Origin of the sequence: Lacinutrix sp. Hel_I_90 (genome assembly GCF_000934685.1) — a bacterium.
Taxonomy (GTDB): Bacteria; Bacteroidota; Bacteroidia; order Flavobacteriales; family Flavobacteriaceae; genus Lacinutrix.
In genome coordinates, this window is record NZ_JYNQ01000001.1 from 2140006 (window position 1) to 2158841 (window position 18836).

At 35.7% G+C, this 18836-nt stretch carries 20 protein-coding genes; 2 read left to right on the forward strand and 18 right to left on the reverse strand.

The window, feature by feature from the left end; all coding sequences use genetic code 11:
- Positions 1–2: 2 nt before the first annotated feature.
- The gene (locus GQ46_RS09475; protein ID WP_044401044.1) at positions 3–914 is read left to right on the forward strand and encodes an ABC transporter ATP-binding protein; all 912 of its coding nucleotides are present in this window, start codon (positions 3–5) and stop codon (positions 912–914) included.
- On the opposite strand, the gene GQ46_RS17135 is transcribed toward GQ46_RS09475, so the two are convergent.
- The 13 genes from GQ46_RS17135 to GQ46_RS09540 form a co-directional block, all read right to left on the reverse strand.
- On the reverse strand, positions 904–1479 hold the full coding sequence (locus GQ46_RS17135) for a 4'-phosphopantetheinyl transferase superfamily protein (RefSeq protein WP_052503443.1): 576 nt from the start codon (positions 1477–1479) through the stop codon (positions 904–906). The genes GQ46_RS09475 and GQ46_RS17135 overlap by 11 nt on opposite strands.
- The gene (locus tag GQ46_RS09485) at positions 1476–1730 is read right to left on the reverse strand and encodes an acyl carrier protein (RefSeq protein WP_044401047.1); all 255 of its coding nucleotides are present in this window, start codon (positions 1728–1730) and stop codon (positions 1476–1478) included. The genes GQ46_RS17135 and GQ46_RS09485 overlap by 4 nt, the downstream gene beginning before the upstream one ends.
- A 466-nt stretch (positions 1731–2196) precedes the next feature.
- On the reverse strand, positions 2197–2502 hold the full coding sequence (locus GQ46_RS09490) for a GIY-YIG nuclease family protein (protein ID WP_044401050.1): 306 nt from the start codon (positions 2500–2502) through the stop codon (positions 2197–2199).
- 683 nt (positions 2503–3185) lie between these two features.
- Complete coding sequence (locus GQ46_RS09495; protein WP_044401053.1) at positions 3186–4460, reverse strand: beta-ketoacyl synthase; 1275 nt, start codon at positions 4458–4460, stop codon at positions 3186–3188.
- A gap of 120 nt (positions 4461–4580) precedes the next feature.
- Positions 4581–5018, reverse strand: coding sequence for a 3-hydroxyacyl-ACP dehydratase FabZ family protein (locus GQ46_RS09500; RefSeq protein ID WP_044401055.1), 438 nt, complete (start codon positions 5016–5018; stop codon positions 4581–4583).
- Between the two features lie 64 nt (positions 5019–5082).
- Complete coding sequence (locus GQ46_RS09505; RefSeq protein WP_044401058.1) at positions 5083–5877, reverse strand: SDR family NAD(P)-dependent oxidoreductase; 795 nt, start codon at positions 5875–5877, stop codon at positions 5083–5085.
- Between the two features lie 167 nt (positions 5878–6044).
- Complete coding sequence (locus GQ46_RS09510) at positions 6045–7097, reverse strand: type III polyketide synthase (protein WP_044401061.1); 1053 nt, start codon at positions 7095–7097, stop codon at positions 6045–6047.
- A 62-nt stretch (positions 7098–7159) separates the two neighbouring features.
- The gene (locus GQ46_RS09515; protein ID WP_044401064.1) at positions 7160–7873 is read right to left on the reverse strand and encodes a methyltransferase domain-containing protein; all 714 of its coding nucleotides are present in this window, start codon (positions 7871–7873) and stop codon (positions 7160–7162) included.
- Positions 7870–9006: an NAD(P)/FAD-dependent oxidoreductase gene (locus tag GQ46_RS09520; protein WP_044401067.1), complete on the reverse strand. Its 1137-nt coding sequence runs from the start codon at positions 9004–9006 to the stop codon at positions 7870–7872. Before GQ46_RS09520 ends, GQ46_RS09515 begins: the two co-directional genes overlap by 4 nt.
- Before the next feature lie 57 nt (positions 9007–9063).
- The gene (locus GQ46_RS09525; protein WP_044401069.1) at positions 9064–9525 is read right to left on the reverse strand and encodes a 3-oxoacyl-ACP synthase; all 462 of its coding nucleotides are present in this window, start codon (positions 9523–9525) and stop codon (positions 9064–9066) included.
- Positions 9518–10204, reverse strand: a complete 687-nt coding sequence (gene mtgA, locus GQ46_RS09530; RefSeq protein WP_044401071.1) for a monofunctional biosynthetic peptidoglycan transglycosylase — start codon at positions 10202–10204, stop codon at positions 9518–9520. Before mtgA ends, GQ46_RS09525 begins: the two co-directional genes overlap by 8 nt.
- 1 nt (position 10205) lies before the next feature.
- Positions 10206–11318 (reverse strand): FAD-binding oxidoreductase, encoded by a 1113-nt coding sequence (locus GQ46_RS09535; RefSeq protein ID WP_044401073.1) that lies wholly within the window; start codon positions 11316–11318, stop codon positions 10206–10208.
- 162 nt (positions 11319–11480) lie between these two features.
- Positions 11481–14222, reverse strand: coding sequence for a zinc-dependent metalloprotease family protein (locus GQ46_RS09540; RefSeq protein ID WP_197077348.1), 2742 nt, complete (start codon positions 14220–14222; stop codon positions 11481–11483).
- Between the two features lie 93 nt (positions 14223–14315).
- Here GQ46_RS09540 and GQ46_RS09545 point away from each other — a divergent pair, with 93 nt between their 5' ends.
- Positions 14316–14840, forward strand: a complete 525-nt coding sequence (locus GQ46_RS09545; RefSeq protein ID WP_044401076.1) for a hypothetical protein — start codon at positions 14316–14318, stop codon at positions 14838–14840.
- 57 nt (positions 14841–14897) lie between these two features.
- Here the strand turns inward: GQ46_RS09545 and accC are convergent, their stop codons facing one another.
- The 5 genes from accC to GQ46_RS09570 form a co-directional block, all read right to left on the reverse strand.
- The gene (gene accC / locus GQ46_RS09550; protein ID WP_044401079.1) at positions 14898–16250 is read right to left on the reverse strand and encodes an acetyl-CoA carboxylase biotin carboxylase subunit; all 1353 of its coding nucleotides are present in this window, start codon (positions 16248–16250) and stop codon (positions 14898–14900) included.
- 76 nt (positions 16251–16326) lie between these two features.
- Entirely contained in the window at positions 16327–16824 is a 498-nt protein-coding gene (gene accB, locus GQ46_RS09555) for an acetyl-CoA carboxylase biotin carboxyl carrier protein (protein WP_044401081.1), read from the reverse strand.
- 37 nt (positions 16825–16861) lie between these two features.
- Positions 16862–17857 carry a beta-ketoacyl-ACP synthase III gene (locus tag GQ46_RS09560; protein WP_044401083.1) on the reverse strand — a complete coding sequence of 332 codons (996 nt, stop codon included), beginning with the start codon at positions 17855–17857 and terminating at the stop codon, positions 16862–16864.
- A 178-nt stretch (positions 17858–18035) separates the two neighbouring features.
- Entirely contained in the window at positions 18036–18239 is a 204-nt protein-coding gene (gene rpmF / locus GQ46_RS09565; protein WP_044401085.1) for a 50S ribosomal protein L32, read from the reverse strand.
- 9 nt (positions 18240–18248) lie between these two features.
- Positions 18249–18788 (reverse strand): DUF177 domain-containing protein, encoded by a 540-nt coding sequence (locus GQ46_RS09570; protein ID WP_044401088.1) that lies wholly within the window; start codon positions 18786–18788, stop codon positions 18249–18251.
- Positions 18789–18836: the final 48 nt, after the last annotated feature.

Genomic DNA, 18836 nt, shown 5'->3' on the forward strand with positions numbered 1-18836 from the left:
CCATGTTAAAAGTAAAAAACCTCTCTTTTTCTTATCAAAAAACACCGGTTTTAAAAAACCTTTCTTTTCAAGCTGAACCAGGGGAGTCTATCGCTATCATTGGCGAAAGTGGCTCTGGAAAAAGCACCTTATTAAAAGTGTTACGTGGTGAATACGATTTAGATCACGGACAAATATTTTGGAAAACTGAAGCCATTCTAGGACCTAAATATAATCTAGTTATTGGTAACGATTTCATGAAATACGTCGCCCAAGAATTTGAACTCATGCCTTTTATTTCTGTAGCAGAAAACATAGGAAAACACCTGTCTAACTTTTATAAAGAGGAGAAGCAACAACGTGTTGACGAATTACTTGATGTTGTAGAATTAAAAGCTTTTGCAAATACTAAAGTAAAACGCTTAAGTGGCGGACAAAAACAGCGGGTCGCTTTGGCGAGAGCGTTAGCTAATGCGCCCGAGATTCTATTATTAGATGAGCCATTTAGCCATATTGATAATTTTAAAAAACAATCGTTACGTCGGAATGTTTTTAGCTATCTAAAAGAAAAAAACATCACCTGTATTGTAGCGACTCATGATAAAGACGATGTTTTGGGTTTTGCAGACCGGATGTTTGTTTTAAATAATAATAAAATTGAAGCAAACGAGACTCCTGAACATTTATATAAAAATCCTAAAACACCATTAATCGCAGCCTTCTTTGGGGAGTTTAATGTTATAAATGGCACTATTGTCTATGCCCACCAGCTAAAAATGATAACGCATTCTCCTTTAAAAGTAACAGTAAAACAAAGCTATTTTAAAGGTGCTTATTATTTAATTGAAGCAGATTTGGATGGTGAAACCGTGTTTTTTGAGAGTAAAAAAGATCTAAAAATCAATTCTTCCCTTTATTTAGAAATCATAAAATAGAGTAAGAACTAAAACTCCCATGATGTGAGAAAGAAATAGATATATCTAATTCTTGTGACTCTAGAAATAATATTGGCACTCCTAAACTATCTTTTCTAAGTTCCAAAAAATCAATATTTAAAGACTCTAACAATTTTTTTTTGAGTGTTTTGCTTTGTGTTTTATAATCTAAGCTTTCAACTTTAAACCATGCACTTTTAAAATAATGTTCAGGTTCTAAAGTCGCAATAGAATGAATAAACTCCTCTGTAGCCATTGACAGTGTAAAATATAGGTTTCCATCAATAGTAACTTGCCCTTTATTATTATAAAACAACTCACACTCCAACCGTTTCGGATTAAAAAACCGTTTCCCAAACTGCTGTACATTCACTTTATAAGCCGCTTCTTTCATACTCCAAAGCAACCAAACCACTTGGTATTGGTCTTTAGAATTAGAAATAAGTTGTTGTTCTTTTTTAGTAAATACTTTGTCTAAAAAACGCTGGTATCTTTTACCATCTCGATAGCTATCGGGAGAATCTTTAGCCGCTTGTTTTAAATCAATAATGTCATTGCCAATCATTTAGCAGCTAACTTTTCATTTACAAGGTCCATGGCTGCTTTTACGGAGATCATTTTTTCCATATCGTCATTTTCAATGCGAATGTCAAATTCATCTTCGACATCTAAGATTACATCTACTAAATTGGCAGAGTTTATTTTTAAATCGTTAATGAAATCTGTGTTTTCATTAAGATTTTTAAAGGCGTCTTCGTCTTGAATATAAGGTTGGACGATGGTTTTTAATTTGGCGATTAGTGTGTCTTTGGTCATATTTATTTCTAAGAAAATAATATTCTTTTTAGTTTAAGGGTTTTAGTAAATATAAGAAAAACACTTCGACAAGCTCAGTGTGACATTCATAATTTTATTTGTCAATGTCGATAGCAACTTGATTTAGTTGTATAGACAAAACAGGAACTAAATGTCAGTCTGAGATAGCCTGTACTGAGCGTAGTCGAAGTACCGAAGACTGCCTTAATTATGTCTAGTAGCACTTCGACAAGCTCAGTGTGACAACGGTACTCCTAATTGGCTGTTATATTACATATTATGATCACTTCGATACTTTAATAATTATGTCTGCTTTCACTTCGACAAGCTCAGTGTGACATTATAGATTTATTTGTCTATTTCGGTTTTTGTTTAATTTCGTTCTAAAGACAAAGCTGGAACTAGAAGTCAGTCTGAGCCTGTCGAAGACTTGATTAATGAAATCTATTTGCACTTCGATAATTAACTAAATACGGTTATTATTTTGAGTATAGTTTTTTGAGAATTCAATCAAATCTTGCCAATTTTCATCAATCAATGCTTTTTTCTTCCTTTGAGACCATCCTTTTATTTGCTTTTCAATTTTAATAGCTTCTTTTGGGTTTTCACAGGGTAAATACCAAAGTAGCTTAACAGGTAATCTAGACGCTGTATACGATTCTTTTTTGTGACCAGATTTATGTTGCATGAGTCGTCTTTCTAAATCGTTCGTCATTCCTGTATAATAGGTTTTATCTGCGCATGAAAGGATATAGACGTAATAGAATTTCATTTTAATAATTCTTTATTTGGATTATACACTTCGACAAGCTCAGTGTGACAGCTTAACTTATAATTGGCTGTTATATTACATATTATGAGCACTTCGATACTTTAATAATTATATCTGCTTTCACTTCGACAAGCTCAGTGTGACATTATAAATTTATTTGTCTATTTCGGTTTAAAGACAAAGCTGGAACTAGATGTCCGTCTGAGCCAGCCTGTACTGAGCACAGGCGAAGTATCGAAGACTCCCTTAATTATGTCTAGTAGCACTTCGACAGGCTCAGTGTGACAACGGTACTCCCAATTGGCAATGTTGTAAAACCGACAATACTGAAATAACTGGCCAGTCTGAGCTAATCTTTACTTAGATAAGTTTGACATTCATGATTTTTTTTGTCACTAGCGGTAGATACACTTCGACAAGCTCAGTGTGACAACGGTACTCCTAATTGGCAATGTTGTAAACAGACAGCACTGAAATAACTGGGCAGTCTGAGCTAATCTTTACTTAGCTAAGTTTGACATTCATAATTTAATTTGTCAATAGCGATAGATACACTTCGACAAGCTCAGTGTGACAGCTGTATTTTTATTTGTTAATATTCTTTTTTGTTTAATGGGTTATAAGGCCAATGCTGAAATTGAATGTCCGTCTGAGCTAGCCTGTACTGAGTATCGAAGACTCCATTAATTATACTTCTTAAAGATAACACAAGCATTGACATCGCCAAAACCAAAGCTCGCTTTCGCCGCAATATTAAGTTCTGTTTTCAACATTTTTTTTACTATTTTTTCTTCAGAAATAAGTGCTAAAATCTCGGGATGTACATCGTCACAATTACTATTTGGAAAGACAAACTGTTCTTTAATTTGCAATACTGTAGCCACACTTTCTATACTTCCAGCTGCAGCTAAACAATGTCCAACCATCGATTTTAAGGAATTAATATAAGGGAAACCATTGCCTTTTCGGTTTAACGCTTTGGTCCAGTTTTCAATCTCTAAGCTATCTTTTGAAGTTGCCGTTAGATGACCGTTAATCGTATCAATAGCTTCCGCAGAAATTTTTGAATCTTTTAGAGCATCTTTTATGCAACGCTGTACAGCTTCAGCATTGGGGGCTGTCATGGTGCCTCCGTTTCGTTGTCCACCAGAATTGATGTTACCACCTAAAACCTCAGCATAAATGTTCGCTTTTCGCGCTAAAGCACTTTCTAAGCTTTCTAAAACTAAAGCACCAGCACCACTTCCTGGCACAAAACCAGAGGCAGTGGCACTCATTGGTCGTGAGCCTTGTTCTGGGGATTCGTTATGTTTATAGGTCATAACACGCATGGCATCAAAGCCGCCCCAAATATAAGGGCCGTCATCACTACAACTACCAACGAGCATGCGTTTTGCTTGTCCGTTTTTGATGCGTTCGTAACCCATTAAAATCGCTTCAGTTCCTGTGGTACACGCCGAAGAATTCGTGGTCACTTGATTCCCTAAGCCTAAAATACCGCCTAAAAACGCACTAATTCCACTTGCCATGGTTTGCACAACGACTGTGCTTCCTAAGCGTTTAACTTGTTTGTCGTCCAACTTATAAATGGCTTCTCTAAATTTTTCTACACCAGAAGTTCCTGTTCCAAAAACGGTGCCGCTATCAAAATCTAATGTACTATCAGAATCCACCTCAAATCCAGCATCTCTCCAGGCATCCATTCCAGCCATGCAACCATAGAGTATTCCAGAACTATTGAATCCGCGCAGTTGTAAAGGTGTGAGATACTCTAATTTTTTTTCTTCGGAAATTTGTGGAATCCCGCCAATGCAGCAGGAGAAATTTAAGTCGGCTAACTGTTGATGAAACGTAATTCCGGAGGCTCCGTTTTTTATGGCTTCCGTAAATGCATGGAGACCTACACCATTTGGTGCAACGACTCCTAAACCTGTAATCACGACTCTTTTTTTATTCATTTTTCTATTTTCGAGAAGATGGAAATCTAATTAATTTTAGTTCGTAGCACACTTCGATTCTTCGACTGCGCTCAGTACAGGCAGAGCTCAGTGTGACATTTCAATTTATTTATCTTTTGATTACGTTTTTATCATCCCTGAAATTTGGCCACGACACACCAACTCTCCTTTTTCATTTAACATCTTTACTTTACACTTCAATTTATTAAACCGAAACACCTCTTTTTCTGAAATCACAGTCACTATGTCATCTGGATACACTGGAATAAAAAAATCAACTTGACTCGACGTTAAAGCTATTTGAAGCTGTTTTTCTTCTGACAATTCTGCTTTGAGCATATAAATACCTAAACACACAAGACCGATTTGCGCCATACATTCTGTTAGAATCACTCCTGGAGTGACTGCGGTCTTTTTGAAATGCCCTTGGTAAAAGTATTCGTCTGTTCTGAAATGGTAATGGCCTGTAATACCTTCCGAATAAATTTCAGTTAATTCATCTACAAACAGAAACGGATGTTTGTATGGTAACAGTTTAATGATTTGATTTGATGTCATTGTGTTTTCTTAATAAGACCTCAACCATTTTGAAAACGGGTGAGTTCTGCATTCAATAATTTACTTAACTAATATGCTCACCACCATCCACAGGAATCACACAACCGTTAATCCAACCCGCTTCATCTTTACACAAAAGGTAAACCGCATTAGCAACATCTTCAGGCAGTGTTAATCGTTTAAACGGATTGCGCATTAAGCTATGTTCTTTAATTTTTTCACTCCCTGGAATCATGCGTAATGAAGCAGTATCTGTCACTCCAGCTTGAATACAATTGGCACGAATTCCAAAAGGCGCGAACTCCAAAGCAATATTTCTGGTAATGGCTTCTAAAGTTACTTTTGCGGCAGATACTGCTGCGTAGTTTTTCCAGGCTTTAGTATTGCCTTCACTTGTAAAACTGATAATTCTCGAATCTTCTTCAAATAACTGTTCGTCAAAAACAGCTTTAGTCCAATCGTATAAACTAATGGCCATCGCATTTATTGTTAAATTGAAATCATCGTTTTTTAGGGTTGGTTTTTCATCATCAAGCATGGGTTTCAAGTTTCCTTTAGCCACACTATGCACTAAGGTTCTTATTTTTCCTTCAACGCCTAAAAGAACTTTTAATTCTGAAATAATCGCGTTTCGTTTTTCTTCTTTAAAGGCATCCACATTGTAAGATTTAAACTGAATGCCTTCCGATTTAATCGTTTCAAATTCTGAGTTAATGGTTTCTTCCTGAGCTCTTGAGTTTCGGTGAATAATACAGATATTCATCCCGTGTTTGGCTAACTTTTTTGCTGTTGCCAGGCCCAATCCACTTGAGCCTCCTAAAATGAGTGCCCAATAATTTTTATTTTGAAAGTCTTTCATTTTTATTTAAATATTCATTTCAACAACACTTCGATACTTCGACTTAGCTTAGTACAGGCCAAGCGCAGTGTGATATTTAGTTTCTATTTGTCTTATTTATAAAGTAGTATTACAATACTACCAAAATACAACTTATAGTTTTGTGTCAATCTCAGCTTGTCGAAGACTTACCATTCTAACAATATTCGTTGTGCCGAAAATCCAGGGCCAAAACTTAACATCAAGCCTAGATCTCCTTTTGGCAATTGTTTGTCCATAAAGCGTTCTAACACATATAGTACTGTAGCACTACTCATATTCCCGTACTGTTTAAGAACATCTTTAGTATCATCAATATTCTTGCCTAGTGACCCAAATAAGTCTTCTACGGTTTGTACAATTTTCTTTCCACCAGGATGAAAAATCAAGTGGTCCACGTCTTTAATGCTCATATTATTACGTTCTAAAAAAGGATGTACAATTTTAGGAAAATGTTCTGAAATCGTTTCGGGTACCGCTTTATCTAAAATCATTTGTAAGCCTGTATTTACCAATTTGAAACCCATCATGGTTTCAGCATCATAAAAATGATACATCCCTTCATCTCTAATTTTAGGGCCTTCTTCATCTTCGTAAGAAGACAAAATCACACTAGCTGCGCCATCACCAAAAATAGCAGCACTTACAATATTCACCATAGAAAAATCGTCTAACTGAAACGTTGCTGTTGGTGACTCGACCGCAATAACTGCTGCGCGTTTGTTTGGGTTCGCTTTTAAAAAATTATTCGCATAAATTATTCCTGAAACACCTGCGGCACAACCCATTTCTGTTACGGGCAATCGCACAATATCTTGTTTCATTTTTAGATTGTTAATGAGATAAGCGTCCATTGATGGAATCATAATGCCTGTACAACTTACCGTGATGATATAATCGATGTCTGTTGGTTTAAGTTTAGCTTTATCTAAAGCCTTAACCAAGGATTTTTCTGCTAATTTTACAACTTCTCGCGAGTAAATAGCATTCTTTTCTTCAAAAGAGGACTTGTTAAACACTTCTTCAGCGTCCATTATAGAATACCGTCTGTCAACCCCTGCATTTTCAAAAAGTTTAATGACTTTACGTTGAAAACGTTCGTCTTGACCAGTCATCCAAAGGTTTAAATACGGGATAATGTCCTTAGTATCTCTGGTATATTTAGGTAACTGTTTTGCTACTGCTGTTATTTTTACACTCATATTTTAGACCTCAGAAGTTCTAAAAACCAGCGAGGTTTTTAAAACGTGATTTATTTTAGTTATTATTTTTGCCTCAAAACCCATTGAAAACGAAAAGCCCATTTCCACTGTATTTGATAATGCGCTTTTAATTCTTGTGATATGTTGTTTAATTCTTGTCGCTTAAAGCCTCTTAATACAGAGGTTAACCCATCTTCAACAATCGTTTTGTTTTTTATTGTTGTACATAATAGTTTAAAGAGGTAATACGCCAATTTGGTTCTGTGTAAATCATTAACTACAACACCTAATTTCGCTTTTTCTAAAACAGGCTTTAAAAAAGACACCAATTCATTTTCTTTAAAATGATGTAAGAACAAGGTCGCTATAACAAGATCATATTTCAAAGTTTGAAATACGTCTGAAAAGATATCGACAACTTTAAATTCTATATTATCATAATTTTGCGATAATTGACTTGCGTAACTTACCGTATTTGGGTTGGCATCTATACCTATTAATTTAAACTCATAACCCTTTTGCTTTCCATATCGTGACAGGTCTCGTAAAATATCTCCGCCGCCACAACCTAAATCGACAATGGTAATTGGTTCTTTTTTAGGATGGTTTTGTAATGCTTTTTTTAGGCCGTTAAGGGTTACTTTATTTCCACCTAACCATCGATTTATCTGCGCTAATTTATCTAAAGCATCATGCAGGATTGGGCCTTTATAGTCCAAATCGTCCATGATTTCTTCTTCCTCGCTCCTGTATTTGGTACTCACTAATAGACTCATTTTACTTCCATCATTTTTCCATGGGTTCGTTTTATAATATAAGGTAGGAGAAAAGGAAACACTTTTAAGCCTTGTATTAAAATTTCGGCCAATTTATTTTTACTAAACAACTTGGCCACGACATGTCCTAGTCTCAAACGTGACTTAAACTCAGCATTCCATTTTTTAAGATACGCCTTTTCAAGTGCTTCTCTTGTTTTTAGGTCTCCATCAAAAAACTTGATAATTAATAACGAAGCCATTTGTGCACTACGAATGGCCATGCTCATGCCATTACCACATAAAGGATGAATCATTCCAGCCGTATCACCACACATTAGCATGTGATTTTCTATAGGGTTTTTGGTTTCAAATGAAATTTGGCTGATGGTTAAAGGGACGTCGAATAGCGGTTTCGAGTTTTCAAAAATGGTTTTTAAAGCCGTGTTTTTATAAATGACTTTCTGCTGAAATTCAGCTATGTCTTTATATTTTTTAAAGGCTTCAAAATCTGTAATATAGCATAAATTAATCGTGTCATTTTCGACTTTAGAAACGCCACAATACCCGCCTTCAAAATTATGAAGCGCCACTAAATCTTCAGGGAATTCGCCTTTAACATGTGTTTTAACGGCCAAAAAAGGAGACTTGTTTTTTATGAAATCCCGTTCTAATTGTACGTCTAAATTGGCGCGTTTACCATAAGCACCGATAACTATTTTTGAAAGGTAGGTCGCTTGTTTTGTTTTAACTGAAAAGCTATCGTTCGCAAACTGAATATCGGTCACGGTATCTTGAATAATGCGCGCTTTATTTTGAATCGCCTTTTTGGCTAATGCATAGTCTAAGCAGAATCTGCTAATTCCAAAACCACCAAGCGGCAAATTGGATTTAATGACCCTGTTTTTTGGTGTTGAAAGCTCAAACCGATTGATTTTTTCTGCGTTAAGCTTAAAAACATCTATATCTAAAGCCTCTAAATAGGGTAACACTTCATTAGAAATATATTCACCACAAACCTTATGTTTTGGGTAGTCGTTTTTTTCGATAAGCAAAACGCTCCTGTTATTTTTTGATAAATGAATCGCACTGGTCAAGCCAGCTAAGCCACCACCAATAATAATAATATCGAAAGTTGAGGGATTTGTTTTCAATTTTTATCTAGCCATTCATTTTTACTAAAGGTAAGTCGAATTTAGTTTAGATTAAAATTAGATAACGTCGGTAATCTTAAAATTCTGGTCTCTAAAGGTGATGTCATCATTAATAGTTTTACCTAATAATAATTGCGCAATTGGCGTATTTGCCGCGATGGCATAGAATTTTTGATTTTCAACCTCAAATTCTCCAGCACTTATTGCAATAAAATAATTGGCTTTAGAGGTAAAAACAAGGCTACCTAGAGCCACTGTTTTTGATGTTTTAAACAGCTCTATTTTTGCTAACAACTGATTCACTTTCTGAACTTCAGCCAACTGCTGTCCTGCTTTTTCACGCTCGAGTTGCAACATCGCGCGACCCGTTTCGTGTTTATCACCAGCACTACTTTTGGTCTCAGAGGTTAAAGATTCCTGCAGTTCTTCAATGGTTTTATTGATTGTATTTAATCGGTTTTGAGTAAACACAGTGCATTTATTATAAAGCGCTTGTTTTAAGTTTTCGGCTTTATTCATCTTTATTGTTATACGTTAAAACACCATAAAAATGCATCTGATTCATAATCCAGGCTTTTCTAAGAGCGATGTAATTAGATGCGGGATTGGCTTTATATCTTCTAGGGTTAGGCAATATGGCTGCAATTGCTGATGCCTCATATTTTGACAGTTTCGACGCTGACTTTTTAAACCAATGTTGCGCAGCAGCTTCTGCGCCATAAACCCCGTTTCCCATTTCTATGCTGTTTAAATACACTTCCATAATACGCTCTTTAGACCAAAATAATTCAATTAAAAAGGTGAAATAAGCTTCTAACCCTTTACGTAACCAACTGCGTTGTGGCCATAAAAACACATTTTTAGCTGTTTGCTGACTAATACTACTAGCCCCTTTTACGCGTCTGCCTTTTTTATTGTTTTTATACGCTTTTTCAATGGCTATTAAATCGAACCCATTGTGTTTTACAAAGTTTTGATCTTCACTACAAATGACCGCTAACTGTAAGTTTTCTGAAATGTTTTCTATGGGTTCCCAATCGTGTTTTAAGGTTTTAGAGCTGCCCGATTCAAAACCCCTAATGACCATTAAAGGCGTAATGGGTACAGGCACCCATTTAAAACATATAACCAGTCCAACAGATATCATAAGAAACCATAGCATCGTTTTAACAATACACCTGAGTACTTTTATAAACATATTATTCTATTAGATTTGCGAGTTCTTCTCCAACTAAACTACCAATGGCAACACCCATTCCCCCTAAGCGCACCCCGCAATACACATGGTTGCTTAATTGTTTTAAGATTGGTTTTTTTTGATTGCCAACCCCCATAATGCCGCTCCATCGTTGGTCAATTTCAAAAGGTGTCTTCGGTAAGATTGTGGTTTTAAGAAGTTCTTCTAGTTTGTTTTGAACTAGCTTTGTTTGTAAAAGCACTGTGGTTTCTTCCGCTTTAAAATCCAGATGACGCCCACCTCCAAAAAGGATTCTATCATTGATGTTTCTAAAATAATAATAGCCTTCATCTAAATGAAAGGTACCTTTTATAGCTAAGTTTTTAATGGGTTTTGTAATTAGCACTTGAGCTCTAGCTGGTTTTACTTCAGGAATATTTAAAACAGAAGCAAAGCCATTGGTGGCTATTAATAGCTTTGACGTAGAAAAACTAAATTGATCTGTTTCAATTTTAACTGCATTATGGTCTTCTGAAAAACGCTTAACGAAAACATTATTAAGGATTTTAATGCCTTTGGACAGTACTTTTTGTAGTAAGGCTTCCATCATTTTCCCAGTGTCAATTTGTCCTTCAAATTGATTAAAACTGTAGTCTTTTTTTATGTTTTCAAAGCCAAATACGTTCTCTTTTAAACTAAAAACGGAAGCCTTAAAAACGGGTTTTAGTAAGTTATTTATATGCTCTTTTTGTGCTAAACAATGCTCAAACAAAGCTTCATTTTCAGCAAACAACTCGTAACCGCCTAATTGCTGATAGTCTATTGTTTTATCACCTAAATTTTGTCTTAATCTTTGGAGTCCGTTGACCCTTTTTTTTACTAATTCTATAACCTCTTGTTCGCTATGTGTTTTAAGATCATCTATGATTTCACTAAGACTACCAAAACAGGCAAAACCAGCATTTTTTGTACTGGCGCCTTGAGGCAATATGCCTTTTTCTAGAATAAGTATGTTGGCTTTGGGAAAGCGTATTTTTAATTGCAAGGCGCAGTTTAGCCCCACAATGCCGCTACCAACAATAGTATAATCTATATTAGTAAGCCATGATTTTATTTCCCAGTAGGATAGATTCATATTACGAAGTTACTGTTTTCGTGTTAAGGATGGCAGCGGCATCCTTTTTGTTTTCCACAAAAAGATATAGCCTATAGCCTGACCTCACCATAGTGAGGTAACACCATAAAAAAACTCCGAAAACACATCCGGAGTTTTTAATATTATAAAAAGAAATTGGTCTTATTCTACAATAATCTTTTTAGTTATTGTTCTTGAACCATCATTTACATTTAATAAGTACATTCCAGATTGTACGTTGCCTAAATTAATAGTTTCATTGAATACTCCAGACGTATTTTCAAAAGCATTATTTAATACTGAGCGTCCTCTAATGTCGAATACTTGAACTTGAACTTTATTTGTTGCGCCATTAAACTTAACGGTAAACTCACCATTATTAGGATTAGGGTATATTGATAAAGAATTCTCGATATTAAACGCTTCCACACCTAAAGTTACAGTAGTTGTACAGAGCTCAATAGACCACTCATTAACCATTCCTGTATTTCCATTATTAAAATCTACAAAAACTAAATTCCAAGTACCAGACGGATTACCGTTATTAAAACCGGTCATAGGGTTTGCTGGGCTATAAGTACCTGTTGTTGGAGAAGCACACGCAATTGCTGGAGACCCATCTTTAAAAGTAACATCTAGATCTTGAAATAAACCAGAATTACATGTTCTTGACCATAGGTTAGAAAAACCAAGACCATTTGGCGCTTGTAATTGCATAACTAAGTCACCAATATTACCATGTGAGGCATCTGCTCTCACTCGAATATCAGTTATTGGAGTAGATTCTGTTACCGTTACAGGAATAAATACTGGTGCCCCTTGCTGATTAGTTCCAGCACTATCTGGAATAGGTGTAGAAATTGGTCCTGTGGTATACACATTACAGGTTGTAACCACTGTCGCATTCACAGCAAAATCAACCGTATTAATATTAAAGAAAATATTTCCAACAGCTTCTACCATAACCCTACAGTAACCAGAATAAACACCTCCTGGAACAGTAATATCTTGACTTCCGTCATTAGGTACGTTTGTGGCTAATGTAGTATCATAAGTTAATCCTCCATCAGAAGAAAGTAAAATATTAACACTCGCAGTATCAACACCATTCGTTGTTGTTCCCGCTACATCCCATGTAATGGTTTCTGTTGAACCTGTTGTCCAAGAAATACCAGCTGTATTTTGAGAGGTAACTAAAAATGGCCCGGCTGCAGCTACTGTAACTGTAGACATATTATCTACAGCAGTACGACCACCATTAGTATCATTATCTCTAACTGTTAATCTAAAATCTTGAGATCTTGCAACAGAAGCTAGTTTTTCCCATGTTGTAGAACCGCCACTTATTGCTAAGTCCTGTAATCTTGGAATATATCTCGTAGGATTCTCAGTGCCTTCAAAAGACCTAACCATTGGTCCAGATGGATTCGTCTCTGCAGGCAAACCAGCAGGACCTAAATCATATTGCTCCCAAGTATAGGTATGTAGCGAAGTGCCATCTGGATCTGTCGAGGATCCTGTTAATTTATAAGGCGTTGAAACTGGCATTACATAGTTAGCTCCTGCCTCAGCGGTTGGCGCACCATTACCTGTAGATGTTTGAGTTGCACAGGTACTGTTTCCTGTCGTAACATTATCCCAAATCATTTGTAAACTTTTTTGATGGAAATAAGCATCACTGTTGCCTTGTACATTATCACTACCACAAATACCAGCATACGCCATAATAGTTGTTCCACTACCTACTTCGTAAGCGTTAGTTCCTTCTCTATTTCCTCCGGCACAATTTCCTTGATTACCATTAAAGGTATGTGGTGCACCAAATTGATGCCCTAACTCATGAGCAACAAAATCAATATCATAAGAATCCCCAACTGGAGAAGGTCCCCCAGTAATTCCTCTTGCTTTACTACCTGTACAAGGGGAGTTTAATTGTGCTAAACCTCCACCACCAGTACTAAAGGTATGTCCCACATCATAATTTGCAGAACCAATGGCACCATCAATAACGGTTTGGCTTTCATTAATTAAGGCATTAGCGTTATTATTACTAAAACTGTCTGAGTTTATAAAAACAATAAGATCGTTATTAGCTACCAAGGTCATGGTAATAGAAAAATCTCTTTCGTAAACAAAATTATTACGTGTCATAGTTACTACGATTGCCGCCATAACTGCAGTTCTTTTAGCTGCTTCTGTATCACCAGCTGTTAAGCCAGCAGCACCCCAATGGAAAGCAGAATACTCTATAGTCGTTGCTATAGCCGTTCTAAAGTCACGCATCATACCATCACCAGTATCTCTTAAGAGGTAACTATTTCCCTGTGTTTTTTCATCTATATTATAATCACTATCAACAACAAGACATTCCCAAGATTGTTCTAATGCAGGTAAATCACGTTTAGCATAAACAATATAGTTATTATCACTTTTTGTAAAAGGATCAATAAATTGCGTGCCTTTCTCTGCAGACAGAAACATCGCATGTAATCCTTGTGAGGTTATAGAAAAACGTACTAATGTACTCGGGTTCTCTATACTTTGTCCTGCATAAGAACGAAGCCCAGGATATTTAGCTTGTAATTCTGGAGCCATTACCGAAGCTTCACTAACTCTAAAAGATTCAAAGGTATTATCAGCAGTTGGAAAACTGATTATAAGATTAGAGTTTTGAGTCGTTTTTCTATCGGGTGCATTTTGTAATAATCCTTTAAGACTATTAATATCTAACTGATAATAATTTGCTTTATTCGGTTGTGTTTTTCTAAAAACTTGCGCTTTTTTAGACACTTCGTTTTGTGTTGTCTTAGACCATAACGATTTCCCGTTTTGAGCAAAACTGAATGCCGAAAACATCAAAATAGTTACTAGTATTAAAACAAATTTTGAGTAAAATTGTTTCATAAACATTAATTTTTAATTTAGTTTTAGCGCTAAAGATACCTCTCTAGTAATAAATTACCAAAAAAACAAAGTGAAATAGCATATCTTCGTAGTATGAAAAACGTCTTATATTTTTTAGTTTCCTTAATTGTTTTATCCTGTAATTCTCAAAAAAACATTAAAAAAGATACGCATTTGGACCCAACAATTACTAAATCACCATGTCCTGAAAATGGCGTTTGTAACTTTGAAATTCTAAAAAACAAAACATTTTCTATTGAAAGTAAATTTGGAAATACATATCCTGAATTGTCTGATGGCACGAAAACGATATTAAAGTTCGAGTACGTTCGGAATTTAATCCCAGACACTCAAGATAGTGGTTATCGAGAGTTAATTTATGTAGAAATCGATTCTAATATAGATGCGCTTGAGTTAGAAGGTAAAAACCTTGTCAAAGCTAAAGTTTCTTTTGGTAGATTGTGTTTTTGCAGAGGACAAACGGGGTATTATCCTGTTACGGAAGGCCAATTATCAATTTCTAAAAACGATGATAAAAGCTATTCTTTTAAACTAAATTTTAAAGTCACTGAAGTACCACAAGTGATTACGAGCATAGAAGAATCTTTTACTTTATAACAAAGCAGCACAAAACATAAAAAAAGCGACTTAAAATTTTAAGTCGCTTTTTTAGTTTTAGGCTTCGGTTGGTTTTTGAATCACAAAATCTTCCATAAATTTAGTGGTATAATTTCCAGCTAAATAATCTGGGTGATCCATGAGTTGCCTATGAAATGGTATTGTTGTTTTTATGCCTTCGATAACGAATTCATCTAAGGCACGTTTCATTTTATTAATGGCTTCATCTCTTGTTTGTGCCGTAGTAATTAACTTGGCAATCATAGAGTCGTAATTAGGTGGAATAGAGTACCCTGCATAAACATGTGTATCTAAACGCACACCATGACCTCCTGGGGCATGAAGTGTGGTTATTTTTCCTGGTGATGGTCTAAAGTCATTAAAAGGGTCTTCTGCATTTATTCTACATTCAATAGAGTGTAATTGAGGTAAATAATTTTTACCAGAAATTGGTACACCCGCAGCGACTAGAATTTGTTCTCGAATTAAATCAAAATCGATGACTTGTTCCGTAATTGGATGTTCTACCTGAATACGCGTATTCATTTCCATGAAATAGAAATTTCTGTGCTTGTCTACCAGAAATTCAATGGTTCCTGCGCCTTCATATTTAATGTATTCGGCTGCTTTAACCGCTGCTTTTCCCATTTTTTTACGCAGTGCATCTGTCATAAAAGGAGACGGAACTTCTTCGGTTAATTTTTGGTGACGTCGTTGTATAGAGCAATCTCTTTCTGACAAATGGCATGCTTTGCCGTTAGAATCTCCTACAATTTGTATTTCGATATGGCGTGGCTCTTCAATAAGCTTTTCCATATACATATCATCATTTCCAAAGGCGGCTTTAGACTCTTGTCTTGCAGAGTCCCAAGCATCTTTAAGCTTTTCTGGTGCCCAAACGGCACGCATACCTTTTCCTCCACCACCAGCAGTTGCTTTAAGCATTACTGGATAACCTGTATCTTTAGCTAGCTTTTCGCACTCTTTAAAATCTTTAATAATCCCTTCACTTCCCGGCACACAAGGCACGCCAGCTTCTTTCATTGTGGCTTTTGCAGTGGCTTTGTCTCCCATTTTGGAAATCATTTCTTCTGAAGCGCCAATGAACTTGATGCCATGTTCTTCACATATTTTTGAAAACTTAGCGTTTTCAGATAAAAATCCGTAACCTGGGTGTATGGCATCTGCATTAGTAATCTCAGCAGCTGCTATAATATTAGACATTTTTAAATAAGATTCACTGCTTGCCGGAGGTCCGATACAAACTGCTTCGTCTGCAAATTTAACGTGGAGACTTTCGGCATCTGCAGTAGAATAGACTGCGACCGTTTTAATGCCCATTTCTTTACAGGTTCTAATAACGCGCAGCGCTATTTCTCCTCTATTTGCAATAAGTATTTTTTTAAACATAACATTTTTAAAAAATTAAAATTCAAATTCCAAATTCCAACAAATTGGATTTGTTTTTTGGAATTTTAAAATTGGGTTATGATGGATCTACTAAAAATAAGGGTTGATCAAACTCTACAGGAGAAGAATCGTCCACTAATATTTTAACGACTTTACCTGATACTTCAGATTCAATTTCGTTAAATAATTTCATGGCTTCGATGATACAAAGTACATCACCTTCAGCTATGGTTTGACCGACCTCAACAAATAATGGCTTATCTGGAGAAGGCTTTCTATAAAACGTTCCAATAATTGGAGATTTTATAGTTATATACTTGGCATCTTCTTTTGCTGCAGCTGTCGCAGCGGCCTCAGCAACTGATGCTTCAGGAGCTCCTGCTACAGGTGGTTGTGCCGCTTGCATTTGCATGTGTGGCATTTGTGTTGTCATTGGCATATGCTGAACATATGTTGTTTCTGTGTCAGGACCTGTTTTTATCGTAATCTTAACGTCTTCTGTTTCCAACTTAACCTCACTTGCACCAGATTTAGCCACAAATTTGATTAAGTTTTGAATGTCTTTTAAATCCATAATTAAGAGTTATTTTAAGTGTTTTTTAGTTAGTTTATTATGAGTTATAGGCCCACTTTAAATAGATTGAACCCCAAGTAAAGCCACCGCCAAAGGCAGCAAAAATAATATTGTCTCCTTTTTTAAGTTGCGTTTCGTAATCGCTTAGTAATAATGGTAATGTTGCTGAAGTCGTATTGCCGTACTTCTCAATATTCATCATCACTTTTTCTGGTTCCAGCGCTATACGATTTGCTGTGGCATCAATAATACGCTTATTGGCTTGATGCGCAGCCAACCAAGCGATGTCACTTTTATTTAGATGGTTTCTTTCTAATATTTTTACAGTAACATCAGCCATGTTAAAGACTGCATTTTTAAAGACTGTTTTTCCGTCTTGAAAAACGAAATTCTCCTTTTTTGCAAGCGTTTCCGCAGTAACAGGATAAGAGGAGCCGCTAGATTTTACTTGTAGAAATTCTCTTCCCGCACCATTACTTCTTAGATATTCATCTTGTAGCCCAAGACCATCTTCATTTGGTTCAAACAAAACAGCTCCGGCACCATCTCCAAAGATGATACATGTTGAGCGGTCTTCATAATTAATCATTGAAGAATTTTTATCTGCACCAATAAGTAGTACATTTTTATAGCGTCCGGACTCAATATATTTGGCTGCAGTAGACATGCCAAAAAGGAAGCTTGAACAAGCTGCCTCTAAATCGAAAGAAAAGGCGTTAACCGCTCCTATTGCTGTAGCCGTATAAGCCGCAGTTGAAGCCGCTTGCATATCGGGTGTTGCAGTAGCAACGATAACTAATTCTATATCTTTGGGATTGATTTGTCTTTTAGCAATAAGCTGGTTTGCCGCTTTAATTGCCATATAAGACGTGCCTTTGCCTTCACCTTTAAGGATACGACGTTCTTTGATCCCCGTTCTAGAGGTTATCCATTCGTCGTTTGTATCAACCATAGATTCTAAAATCTTATTCGTTAATACGTATTCTGGCACATAGGCACCTACAGCTGTGATTGCTGCTGAGATTTTACTCATACTTTTCGAGTTAATTCGACCAAAAATGGTTCAAAATCGTTCAAAAATGACGAAATCTTAATGAAATTAATCATTTCTCGTCAATAATGCGCAAATTAAGTTGTTTTTAACGCATAGAAAAATATTTCATAAAAAAAACGCCCACAAGTGAGCGTTTTCTGTATGCACGCATAATAAATTATGCTAAATTTTCTTCAGCAACAGCATTGTCAATTAATACTTGACCTCTGTAATATAGTTTACCTTCAAACCAGTGTGCTCTATGGTATAAGTGTGCTTCACCTGTTGTTGGGCAAGTTGCAACTTGTGGCGCAGTTGCTTTGTAATGTGTTCTTCTCTTATCTCTTCTTGTTTTCGAGATTTTTCTTTTAGGATGTGCCATTTTATTATTTTATTTATCCGTTAATAGTTTCTTTAATGTATTCCAACGAGGATCTGCTTCCTCTTCGTCTTCTTTTATGTCCTTTATTTTAGGACTTAATTCTTCTAATTTTTCAAGTATGTCTGAATCTAATGTACCATCTTCAACACCTGGATGCATCCGTTTGCTTGGCATGGCCAATACAATTAATTCATAAACGTATTGTTGAATATTAACTTCATACTCCCCATGAGGTATTATTAATATATCTATATTCTCATCATTGTATTCGTCACCAAACTTAACTACTAAATCAAACTCATTTTCTAGAGGTTGATCATAAGGTTCATTAGTAACATCACAATTGACGTTAACGGTTCCTGAAACTTCAAAATGCAGTTCTAAAAGTGTTGTCTTTTTTTCTAAAATTACATTCACTTTTAAATCACTTCTATTGAAGTCTTCATACTCAAAATATTCAAAGAACTTATTGTCAATATCGTAATCAAAATGATGTTTTCCTACTTTTAAACCTACAAATGGAATTGTAAACGCTTTCAATGGCTTCATTTTCACATCTATTTTGAGCCTGCAAATATACAAATTTTTATTTATTCA